Raw genomic sequence first — 10,631 nt, 5'->3', positions numbered from 1 at the left:
GCCCAACCCCAGCGACGCCGAGCTCCAGGCGGGCAAGGCCGAAGCCCAGCGCACCGCGGGCCAGGCCGGTGAACTGGCCAACCGCCTCGCCGAGGCCGAGTCCCGGCTCGTCGGTCTGCAGTCGCAGGTCGAGGTCAAGATGGAGGACGCGAACAAGGCTCGCGTCGACCTCCAACGAGCCGAGGCCGCCTACGGCCAGGCCCGCACCGCTGCCGACGCGGCGGCCGCCGAAGCGCGCTCAGCGGCAGGCCGAATCGAGGCGCAGCGCCACCGGCTCGACGAGTTCGCCGCCAGCAGCTACCGGCAGGGCAGCAAGCTGGGCTCGATCACCGCCTACGCCGGGGCCCGCGACCCGCAGGAGATGCTCGAACGGGCCTCGCTGCTCGACGCCATCAGCGACTCCCAGCTCGACGTCCTCGACGACCTCGAACGCGCGCGCATCGAGAAGGTCAACAAGGACTCCCTGACCCGCGCCGCCCTGGACGAGGCCGAGGCCAAGCGTCGTTCCGCCGACGAGGCGCGCGCCACCGCCGAAGCCGCTCAGCAGACGGCGATCCAGGCCCGCGCGCAGCAGGCCGCGCAGGCCCAGGGCCTGCAGGCAGACCGCGACGCGATGCAGGCCGAGCTCGACGCAGCCCGCTCCCGCGTCACCGGGCTGCAGGCGCAGCGCGCCGACTACCAGGAGTGGCAGGAGGACAAGGCCCGCGAGGAGCAGGCCGCCGCCGCTGCTGCCCAGCCGGCCGGAAACGACGACGACCAGGCGGGCAGCTCCGCACCGGCCGTCTCCGGCGACGTCGAAACGGTGGTCTCCCGGGCGCTGTCGCAGCTGGGGATGCCCTACGCGTGGGGTGGTGGCAACTCGCGCGGACCGACGCGCGGCATCCGGGACGGGGGAGTGGCCGACTCCTACGGCGACTACGCCAAGACCGGCTTCGACTGCTCCGGGCTGATGATCTACGCCTTCGCCGGCGCGGGCGTCTCGCTGGACCACTACAGCGGGTACCAGGCCCAGTCGGGCAAGCGCGTCCCGCTGTCGCAGATGCGCCGCGGCGACATGCTGTTCTGGGACGACGGTGGCGCCATCCACCACGTGGCCCTCTACCTGGGCAACGGCAAGATGGTCGAGGCGCCGTACTCGGGTTCCCGGGTCCGCGTCACCTCGGTCCGCTACGGCGGCATCACGCCCTACGCGGTGCGGTTGCTCTGACGGCCCGGCTGGTCTCCGGGCCAGGGGTGCTGCAAGCATTGCCGCGTGGCGGATTTCGCGGCGGTGGTGCTGGCCGGTGGGGGAGCGAGCCGGCTCGGCGGCGTGGACAAGGTGATGCTGCCGGTGGCCGGCCGGACGTTGCTGGACCGCACGCTCGACGCCGTGGCGAGTGCTGATCCCGTCGTGGTGGTGGGTCCCGAACGGCCCACGGCCACGCCCGTCCGCTGGACGACCGAGGAACCGGCCGGGGGAGGACCTCTCGCGGCCGTGGAGGCCGGGCTGCGCCTGATCGACGACGCCGACGGGCTGGTCGCGATCCTCGCCGCTGACCACCCGCACCTCACCCAGGACACGCTGGTCCGGTTGCGCGCCGCGCTGCGCGAGGAGCCCGAGGCCGGGGGAGCGGTCCTGTCCGAGCCCGGTGGTCGCGCGCAGTGGCTCGTCGGCCTCTGGCGCCTGCGGTCGCTGCGCGAGGCGATGCCGGCGGAAACCCGGAACCGGCCGGTTCGGGCCCTTCTCGCGCCGTTGGATCCACTTCGGATCGATGCCACCACAGCTGAGGTATCCGATGTGGACACCCCGCACGACCTGCACCGCGCTCGCACGCCGAAACGCTGATCCCTCCCGTGTCGCCGAGGCCGGGGGAGCGCCCGATCAAAGCGTTAACAGCCTCTATGGCTTCAGTGTGGACTAAAATTAATACTCTCCGGGCAAGACCGAAAACCCGCGAGGACGATGAACGCGGCTCGGCTTCACAGCGGTCATACCGCCGATGGGGTTGAGTGGGCGTTCGATGCGCCCCCTCGTGCGCGAGGAGCGAGCGGCGTGCCAGGATCTTGATCGGCCCGAAACGGCCGCGTCGACGAGGAGGCTGGGAGAAGTGACCGAGGCCGGCAACGGTGAGAGCGGGGGCGCCGGAGCGGCTGCGGCGCGTCCAGCGGGTCAGGCGGGTTCGTCGAGCACTCCCGCGCGCGACGCGCAGCTGCTCGAACGCACCGTCTTCGAAGTCAAGCGCGTCATCGTCGGCCAGGACCGCCTGGTCGAGCGGATGCTGACCGGCCTGCTGGCCAAGGGGCACATCCTGCTCGAAGGCGTGCCCGGTGTCGCCAAGACGCTCGCGGTGGAGACCTTCGCCCGCGTCGTCGGCGGCTCGTTCTCGCGGCTCCAGTTCACCCCCGACCTGGTGCCCGCCGACATCCTCGGCACCCGCATCTACCGGCAGGGCAGCGAGCGCTTCGACGTCGAGCTCGGCCCGGTGCTGGCCAACTTCGTGCTCGCCGACGAGATCAACCGCGCGCCCGCCAAGGTGCAGTCGGCGCTGCTGGAGGTCATGGCCGAGCGGCACGTGTCCATCGGTGGCGAGAGCTTCCCGATGCCCGCTCCGTTCCTGGTGCTGGCCACCCAGAACCCCATCGAGAACGAGGGCGTCTACCCGCTGCCCGAAGCGCAGCGCGACCGCTTCCTGTTCAAGCTCCCGGTCGAGTACCCGACCGCGGAGGAGGAGCGCGAGATCATCTACCGGATGGGCGTCACCCCGCCCGAGCCCAACGGGGTGCTCAACCCCGAGGAGCTGATCCGGCTGCAGAACGTCGCCGCCGGGGTGTTCGTGCACCACGCGCTGGTCGACTACGTGGTCCGGCTGGTGGTCGCCACCCGGATGCCCAACGACCACGGCCTGTCCGACATCGCCGGCTGGGTCTCCTACGGCGCGTCGCCGCGCGCCAGCCTCGGCATCATCGCCGCCGCCCGCGCCCTGGCGCTGGTGCGCGGTCGCGACTACGTGCTGCCGCAGGACGTGGTGGACGTCGTGCCGGACGTGATGCGGCACCGCCTCGTGCTGTCCTACGACGCGCTGGCCGACGGCATCCCGGTGGAGCACATCGTCGGCCGGGTGCTGCAGACCGTGCCGCTGCCGCAGGTCTCGGCCCGCCCGCAGGGCGGTCAGCAGCAGGCCGCGCCGGTCGGTCCGGCCGCGCAGCCCGGTTACGGCCAGCCGCCGATGCCACCGCACCAGTGAGGGGAGGGGCAGACGTGGCGGCACCCGCGGACTCCGGCGGTGACCGCCCGGCCTGGGCGCCGCCGGCCCTGGAGACCGGGCGGATGGAGGTCGCGCTGCGCGCTCTGGAGCTGAGCGTGCGCGGCCGGCTCGACGGTCTCCTGCAGGGCAATCACCTCGGTCTCGTGCCCGGTCCGGGCAGCGAGCCGGGGGAGGCCCGCGCCTACCAGCCCGGTGATGACGTGCGGCGGATGGACTGGGCTGTCACGGCTCGCATGGCCGAGCCGCACATCCGGCAGACCGTCGCCGACCGCGAGTTGGAGACGTGGGTGGCGATGGACCTCTCGCCGAGCCTGGACTTCGGCACGGCCGCCTGCGACAAGCGGGAGCTGGCCGTGGCGGCGCTGGCCGCCGTCATGTTCCTGACCAGCGGCGGCGGCAACCGCATCGGTGCGGTGGTGGACAACGGCACCGGGCAGCACCGGCTGCCCGCGCGCGGCGGTGCTGCGCACGCGAGGGCGTTGTTGAAGAAGGTCGCCGAGACCCCGCGCGCCCCGGAGGGCACCAGGGGCGATCTGTCCGGGCTCCTGGAGTCGTTGCGGCGGCCTCCGCGTCGCAGGGGGCTGGCGGTGGTGGTCTCCGACTTCCTGGGGTCGACCGATTGGCAGCGCGCGCTGCGCGGGCTGGGTGCCCGGCACTCGTTGCTGGCCATCGAGGTGATCGATCCTCGCGACGTGGAGCTGCCGGACGTGGGCACGGTGCTGCTGTCGGATCCGGAGACGGGCAGGCGGCGCGAGGTGCACACGACGCCGGTGCTGCGCAAGGAGTTCGCCGCCGCGGCGGCCGCGCACCGCGAGGACGTGGCAAGGGTTCTGCGCAGGGCCGGGTGCGCGCACCTGGTGCTGCGCACCGATTCCGACTGGATCGCCGATGTCGTGCGGTTCGTGATGGCGCGCAAGCGCGGCTGGTCCGGCGGAGGAGCTGGGTGATGTTGAGTCTGACCGGGTTCACCGCGCCGTGGTGGTTCCTGCTGCTGTTCGTGGTCGCCGGCCTGGTCGCCGGTTACGTGTGGGCGATGCGCCGCAGGCAGCGGGATTCGCTGAAGTTCTCGAACCTGGAGGTGCTGGACCGGGTCGCCTCGGGCAGGCAGGGCTGGTGGAAGCACGTGCCGCCGGCGTTGCTGGGGGTGGCGCTGATCCTGCTGACGGTGGCGCTGTCGGGTCCGACGGCCGAGCAGCGGATTCCGCGCAACCGGGCGACGGTCATGCTGACCATCGACGTGTCGTTGTCGATGAAGGCCACCGACGTGGAGCCGAACCGGTTGGAGGCGGCGAAGGTCGCGGCCAAGGAGTTCGCCGACAAGCTCACGCCCGGCATCAACCTGGGGTTGGTGTCGTTCGCCGGGACGGCGACGGTGCTGGTCATGCCGACGACGGATCGTTCGAGCGTCAAGCAGGCGATCGACACCCTCAAGCTGGCCGAGGCGACCGCGACCGGTGACGGGATCAACGCGTCGATGCAGGCCATCGACTCGTTCGGGAAGATGGTCGGCGGCCCGGCGGGTGCTCCGCCCGCGCGGATCGTGCTGATGGCCGACGGTGGGCAGACCATTCCGCGCGAGATGGACGCGCCTCGCGGTGCGTACACGAAGGCCCTGGAGGCGAAGAAGGGCGGCGTTCCGATCTCCACGATCTCCTTCGGCACCAAGCACGGTTCGATCGAGATCGAGGGCGAGCAGGAGTGGGTCGAGGTCGACGACGACGCGATGCAGGAGATCGCGCGCCTGTCCGGCGGTGAGTTCCACAAGGCCGCCAGCGCGGAGCAGTTGCGCGAGGTCTACGAGACGCTGGGTGAGCAGATCGGCTACGAGACCAAGCACACAGACGCCAGCAAACCGTGGCTGGTGCTGGGTACTCTCTGCGCGATCATCGCGGCCGGGATCTCGTTGTTCGCCGGCCGGCGATTGCCGTAGCCGACGACAGGAGTCTCGTCCCCTTGAACACGGCAGCTCGTTTCTTGTGGGAGTTCGTCAAGTCGCCGACCACGACCGCCGCGGTGGGCCCGAGTTCGCGGGCGCTGGCCGAGCAGATGGTGGCGCCGATTCCGCTGACCGGGGATCCGGTCGTGTTGGAGCTGGGCCCGGGCACGGGTGCGTTCACCGAGGTGATCCAGCGGCGCCTGGGCGGGCGGGGCACGCACCTGGCGGTGGAGCTGAACGAGGGTTGGGCCGCTGATCTGGGGCACCGGTTCCCGGGTGTGGACTCGGTGTGCGGGAACGCCCGCAGCGTTCCGGAACTGCTGGCCGAGCGCGGACTCGCTCAGGCAGACGTGGTGGTCAGCGGGTTGCCGTGGGTGGCGCACGCGCCGGTCGACGGGGTGCCGCTGGTGGAGCTGCTGGCGTCGGTGATGGCCCCGGACGGGGTGTTCACGCAGTTCGCCTACACCTGGACGCGGTGGGCGCCGCCGGCGCGCAAGCAGCACGCGGACCTCAAGGCGACGTTCGAGGAGACCGTGGTCAGCCGCACGGTGTGGCGGAACCTGCCGCCGGCGGTGGTGTACCTGGCCCGCAGGCCGCGTTCGTCGTAGCCGCGCGCCGCCGTGGGCGGTGTTACGTTCTTGGGATGCCGGCTGATGCCGTGGTGTCCGGGCTGGACGAATTACCGCTGCTGATCGAGCTGGGGACGGCGTTGCTGTTCTCCAGCCTGATCGGGCTGGAGCGGGAGATCCGGGCCAAGAGCGCCGGGTTGCGCACGCACGCCCTGGTGGGTGTGGGCGCGGGCCTGTTCATGCTGGTGTCCAAGTACGCCTTCGGTGATCTGCTGGTGTTCGACCGGGTGTCGCTGGACCCGTCGCGGGTCGCGGCGCAGATCGTCTCCGGCATCGGGTTCATCGGCGGCGGGCTGATCTTCGTGCGCCGGGATGCCGTGCGCGGTCTGACCACGGCGGCTTCGGTGTGGTTGGTGGCCGCGGTGGGGATGGCCTGCGGCGGTGGGCTGGTGGTGCTGGCGGCGGCCACCACCGGAGTGCACTTCCTGGTGGCGATCGGTTTCCCGTACCTGTTGCGGGTGTTGCGTCCGGCGTTGCGGGAGCCGCAGGTGATGCGGGTGGGCTACCTGGACGGCTACGGGGTGCTGCGCAGCGTGCTGACGAGGTGCACCAGCCGCGGGTGGGCGCTGCTGGACCTGCAGGTCGAGCGGGAGGACTCCGACGAGGAGCAGCGCACGGCGGTGGTGGCGCTGCGGCTGCGGGGCAAGACGCCGGTGTCGACGCTGGTGGAGGAGATCAGCCAGTTGCCGGGCGTGCTGCACGCGGCCGCCGGCGATTCGGTCGAGGGCGGGTTCTGAGGCGGTGCCGGGCCCGGTCGCGGGCCCGGCACCGGCGGATCACTCCGCTTCCTTCTTGATCTGCTCCATGTCGAGGTCGCGGGCCTGGCCGACGAGGTCTTCGAAGACGTTCTCGGGCAGGGCGCCGGGCTGCTGGAAGACCAGGACCTTGTCCCGGATGATCGCCAGCGTCGGGATCGACTGGACGTCGAAGGCGGCGGCGAGCTCGGGCTGGTCCTCGGTGTCGACCTTGGCGAAGACGATGTCGTCGTGGGTCTCCGAGCCCTTCTCGAAGACCGGGGCGAACTGCTTGCACGGGCCGCACCAGGAAGCCCAGAAGTCGATGATGACGAACTTGTCGTCGCTGACGACCTCGTCGAAGTTGTCCTTGGTCAGTTCGACCGTGGCCATTGGATCCCTCTTCGGATGGTGGGGCAGGTACTCGGGCAACGCCGGCCGCGGGACCGCGCATTCCCCCAGGTTCATGTCGGTTGCACCACGCTCGTGGTGATCAGTGCGAGCGTGGTGGGCCACCGTACTGGCCGCGGGTGCGGTCTGTCGTGCGCGGGTGGCCCGGTGTGTAGGCACGCCACCAGAAAGGGGCCCGTTTTGTGTAAGGAGTCGATGAGCGGTGTGGCTCGTTGAGCGGATAATGTCGCGTCTGAAACGAATCTTGAGGCGTTCGATGGGAGATCCACAGTGGCACGGTCCGTACTGGTGACCGGCGGTAACCGCGGCATCGGCCTGGCCATCGCGAGGGCGTTCCAGGCGGCCGGGGACAAGGTCGCGGTCACGCACCGCGGATCGGGTGCGCCCGAGGGCCTGTTCGGCGTCCAGTGCGACGTCACCGACCCGGACCAGGTCGCGGCGGCCTTCGACGAGGTGGAGGCCGCGCACGGGCGGGTCGAGGTGCTGGTGGCCAACGCGGGCATCACCGACGACACGCTGCTGCTGCGGATGAGCGAGGAGCAGTTCGGCCGGGTCATCGACGCGAACCTGGCGGGTTCGTACCGGGTGGCCAAGCGCGCGGCGAGCAGCATGCTGCGCAACCGGTTCGGGCGGATGATCTTCATCTCGTCGGTGGTGGGGCTCTCCGGTGGTCCGGGGCAGGTCAACTACGCGGCGAGCAAGGCCGGTCTGGTGGGCATGGCGCGTTCGATCGCGCGTGAGCTGGGTTCGCGCAGCATCACGGCGAACGTCGTGGCGCCGGGTTACGTCAAGACCGAGATGACCGACGATCTGCCCGAGGAGCGCAAGAAGGAGATCCTCGGGCAGGTTCCGCTGTCGCGGATGGCCGACCCGGAGGAGGTCGCGGGCGCGGTGCGCTGGCTGGCCTCGGACGAGGCCGGGTACGTCACCGGTGCGGTGATCCCGGTCGACGGCGGCCTCGGGATGGGGCACTGACCCGCTCGGCGGCGGGTGAAGGGACTTCCGGCACAGCGCTGGTGCCGGCCACTTCGGGTGCGTGGGCGCCCGGCATGTGATTTCGAAGGGGTTTATTCGTGAGCGGATTGCTCGAAGGCAAGCGGATCCTGGTCACCGGGGTGATCACCGACGCGTCGATCGCGTTCCACGCGGCCAAGGCGGCCCAGGAGCAGGGCGCCGAGGTGGTGCTGACCGGTTTCGGCCGGTTGAGCCTGGTGGAGCGGATCGCCAACCGGCTGCCGAAGCCGGCTCCGGTGCTGGAGCTGGACGTCACCAACGCCGAGCACCTGGAGACGCTGCCGGAGCGGGTGCGCCAGCACGTCAGCGGTCTGGACGGGGTGCTGCACTCGATCGGCTACGCGCCGGCGTCGTGCCTGGGCGGGGACTTCCTGGAGGCCCCGTGGGAGGACGTGTCCACTGCGGTGCAGATCTCGGCGTACTCGTTGAAGTCGTTGAGCACCGCGACGCTGCCGCTGCTGAGCGAGGGCTCCTCGATCGTGGGCATGGACTTCGACGCGCGCGTGGCGTGGCCGGCCTACGACTGGATGGGCGTGGCCAAGGCGGCGCTGGAGTCGACGTCGCGGTACTTGGCGCGTGAGCTGGGGCCCAAGGGCGTGCGGGTGAACCTGGTGTCGGCGGGTCCGGTGCGCACGATGGCGGCCAAGTCGATCCCGGGTTTCGCGGACCTGGAGGCGGGCTGGGGCGACCGGGCTCCGCTGGGCTGGGACGTCAACGACCCGACGCCGGTGGCCAAGTCGATCTGCGCGGTGCTGTCGGACTGGCTGCCCGCCACGACCGGTTCGATGATCATGGTCGACGGTGGTGTGCACTCCCTGGGGGTGTGATCGTTCGTGCGGAGGGGCGCCTCGGAGATGGCCCGGGGCGCCCCTCCGTCGTTCTCGGCATCTCGTGGTTCACATCGGGTGCGCCCCGGTTGCGCGGGGATGAATCAGCGGCGCGATGATGGTTCGGTGAGCTTTGATGCGTTGCTGTTCTTGTCGTTCGGGGGGCCGGAGGGCCCGGAGGAAGTGCGGCCGTTCCTGGAGAACGTGACCCGGGGCAGGGGAGTGCCGCCGGAGCGCCTCGACGAGGTGGCCGAGCACTACCTGCACTTCGGTGGCGTGTCGCCGATCAACCGGCTCAACGAGGACATCATGGCCGCGTTGCGGTCCGAGCTGGACGCTCAGAGCCGGGATCTGCCGATCTACTTCGGCAACCGCAACTGGCACCCGATGATCGAGGACACCGTCGCGCGGATGGCCGATGACGGGGTGCGGCGGGCCCTGGTGTTCGCGACCTCGGCGTGGGGCGGTTACTCGGGGTGCAAGCAGTACCACGAGGACATCGTGCGGGCGCGGGAGTCGGTCGGGCAGCGGGCGCCGGAGCTGGTGAAGCTGCGTCAGTTCTTCGATCACCCGCTGTTCGTGGAGGCCAACGCCGACGCCGTGCGCGCCGCCTACGCCGAGCTGGGGGAGCGGGCCGAGCAGGCGCGGTTGGTGTTCACCGCGCACTCCATCCCGCTGCGCGCGGATGAGCGTCCGGGTGCTGACGGGCGGCCGCAGTGGTACTCGCGGCAGGTCGCCGAGGCCGCGCGGCTGGTGGCCGAGCGGGTGGGCGTGGAGTCCTACGACGTGGTGTGGCAGTCGCGTTCGGGTCCGCCGCAGGTTCCGTGGCTGGAGCCCGACATCTGCGATCACCTGGAGGACCTGAACGCCAAGGGGGTCGGCTCGGTGGTGGTCAGCCCGATCGGGTTCGTCTCCGATCACCTCGAGGTCGTGTGGGACCTGGACAACGAGGCGGAGGAGGCGGCTGCCGGGTTGGGCATGGGGTTCGCGCGTGCGGCGACGGCGGGGACCGATCCGCGGTTCGCGAAGATGATCGTGGAGCTCATCGCCGAGCACACCGATGCTGCTCCGGTGTGCAAGCTCTCGGAGCTGCGGATGGCGGGGTCGACGGTCAACGGGGCGCTGTGCGCTCCCGGGTGCTGCTGAGGGCTTTCAGCTGGTGATGGGGGTGTCCGCTCGGTGGAGCGGGCACCCCCATCGGCGTTGGTCAGGAGCGGGCGGCTTGGTCGGCCAGGACCCGGACCATCTCGGCGACCGAGGCGCGGCGGGCGGCGCGCACGGCGTCGAACAGCGGGCGCAGGGCGTCGGTGCGGCTGCGCATCGCTGAGGCCGACAGGGCGCCGCCGGGGGCGTCGTCGGTGGCCACCCACAGGATGGCCTCGACCTCGGTGGCGCGCTGGAGGATCCGCAGGGTGCGCTGGGGGATGGTCTCCGGCCAGTCCGGGGCGGGCTTGGCGGCGATGGTCTGGGCGATCTCCTCGCGCACCCCGGGGCGCTGCTTGGCCACGCCGAGCTCGATGAGGGCGGTGGCCGCCTCGCGCATGGCCGAGGCCATGCCGTGCTCGGCTTCGCCGATCGGCAGGTGCTCGGCGGGCGGGAGTTCGCCGGTTTCGAACACCGTCCAGCGCAGGATGCCTTCGGCGATGCGCTCGGGGACCAGTCCCAGTCCGGCTTCGGGCAGCACGGCGGCTTCGCCGATGCGCATCGCGAGCTTGGAGAACGGGGTGGCTCCGCCGAGGCCGCGGGCGTCAGCGACGTGTCGCGGCTGGAGGGCGAGCTGTACGACCGGCGGTTCCTGCTGGCGCGGCCGCTGCTCCAGGCGCTGGAGACGTCCC

General features: G+C 71.1%; 12 protein-coding genes. 10 read left to right on the top strand and 2 right to left on the bottom strand.

All coding sequences use genetic code 11. From position 1 onward, the window contains the following. The 7 genes from E1181_RS30200 to E1181_RS30170 all read left to right on the top strand — a co-directional run. Positions 1-1,207: NlpC/P60 family protein (locus E1181_RS30200; protein WP_132679812.1), on the top strand; the 1,207-nt coding region annotated here is incomplete at its 5' end. A 45-nt stretch (positions 1,208-1,252) separates the two neighbouring features. Beyond that, positions 1,253-1,825, top strand: a complete 573-nt coding sequence (gene mobA / locus E1181_RS30195) for a molybdenum cofactor guanylyltransferase (protein ID WP_132679811.1) — start codon at positions 1,253-1,255, stop codon at positions 1,823-1,825. A gap of 262 nt (positions 1,826-2,087) precedes the next feature. Further along, complete coding sequence (locus E1181_RS30190) at positions 2,088-3,224, top strand: AAA family ATPase (protein ID WP_132679810.1); 1,137 nt, start codon at positions 2,088-2,090, stop codon at positions 3,222-3,224. A gap of 83 nt (positions 3,225-3,307) precedes the next feature. Further along, positions 3,308-4,192, top strand: a complete 885-nt coding sequence (locus tag E1181_RS30185) for a DUF58 domain-containing protein (RefSeq protein ID WP_132679814.1) — start codon at positions 3,308-3,310, stop codon at positions 4,190-4,192. Positions 4,193-4,194: 2 nt separating this feature from the next. Then, positions 4,195-5,175 (top strand): VWA domain-containing protein, encoded by a 981-nt coding sequence (locus tag E1181_RS30180; RefSeq protein ID WP_207918659.1) that lies wholly within the window; start codon positions 4,195-4,197, stop codon positions 5,173-5,175. Between the two features lie 23 nt (positions 5,176-5,198). Further along, complete coding sequence (locus E1181_RS30175) at positions 5,199-5,789, top strand: class I SAM-dependent methyltransferase (RefSeq protein WP_132679808.1); 591 nt, start codon at positions 5,199-5,201, stop codon at positions 5,787-5,789. Between the two features lie 35 nt (positions 5,790-5,824). Then, positions 5,825-6,547 carry an MgtC/SapB family protein gene (locus E1181_RS30170; RefSeq protein WP_132679807.1) on the top strand — a complete coding sequence of 241 codons (723 nt, stop codon included), beginning with the start codon at positions 5,825-5,827 and terminating at the stop codon, positions 6,545-6,547. A gap of 39 nt (positions 6,548-6,586) precedes the next feature. Here E1181_RS30170 and trxA read toward each other — a convergent pair whose 3' ends face one another. Next, positions 6,587-6,937 carry a thioredoxin gene (gene trxA, locus E1181_RS30165; RefSeq protein ID WP_132679806.1) on the bottom strand — a complete coding sequence of 117 codons (351 nt, stop codon included), beginning with the start codon at positions 6,935-6,937 and terminating at the stop codon, positions 6,587-6,589. Positions 6,938-7,225: 288 nt separating this feature from the next. Here trxA and fabG point away from each other — a divergent pair, with 288 nt between their 5' ends. The 3 genes from fabG to E1181_RS30150 all read left to right on the top strand — a co-directional run bounded on the left by fabG (position 7,226) and on the right by E1181_RS30150 (position 9,942). Further along, entirely contained in the window at positions 7,226-7,930 is a 705-nt protein-coding gene (fabG, locus tag E1181_RS30160; RefSeq protein WP_132679805.1) for a beta-ketoacyl-ACP reductase, read from the top strand. Between the two features lie 98 nt (positions 7,931-8,028). Next, positions 8,029-8,796, top strand: a complete 768-nt coding sequence (gene fabI, locus E1181_RS30155) for an enoyl-ACP reductase FabI (protein ID WP_132679804.1) — start codon at positions 8,029-8,031, stop codon at positions 8,794-8,796. A 126-nt stretch (positions 8,797-8,922) separates the two neighbouring features. After that, the gene (locus E1181_RS30150; RefSeq protein ID WP_207922387.1) at positions 8,923-9,942 is read left to right on the top strand and encodes a ferrochelatase; all 1,020 of its coding nucleotides are present in this window, start codon (positions 8,923-8,925) and stop codon (positions 9,940-9,942) included. A gap of 61 nt (positions 9,943-10,003) precedes the next feature. Here E1181_RS30150 and E1181_RS30145 read toward each other — a convergent pair. Then, positions 10,004-10,631 (bottom strand): hypothetical protein (locus E1181_RS30145; protein WP_207922386.1); only part of this gene is annotated, 628 nt, incomplete at its 5' end.

The sequence above is a fragment of the Saccharopolyspora terrae genome, from assembly GCF_004348435.1.
Classification (GTDB): domain Bacteria; phylum Actinomycetota; class Actinomycetes; order Mycobacteriales; family Pseudonocardiaceae; genus Saccharopolyspora; species Saccharopolyspora endophytica.
The sequence above is the reverse complement of the archived record's forward strand: the minus strand, read 5'-3'. Positions and strand labels throughout refer to the sequence as shown.

What these genes read in the sequence shown, in the direction of transcription:
- E1181_RS30185 (WP_132679814.1), top strand. Translation starts at nt 3,308, where the DNA reads ATGGAGGTCGCGCTGCGCGCTCTGGAGCTGAGCGTGCGCGGCCGGCTC.
- E1181_RS30170 (WP_132679807.1), top strand. Translation starts at nt 5,825, where the DNA reads ATGCCGGCTGATGCCGTGGTGTCCGGGCTGGACGAATTACCGCTGCTG.
- trxA (WP_132679806.1), bottom strand. Translation starts at nt 6,937, where the DNA reads ATGGCCACGGTCGAACTGACCAAGGACAACTTCGACGAGGTCGTCAGC.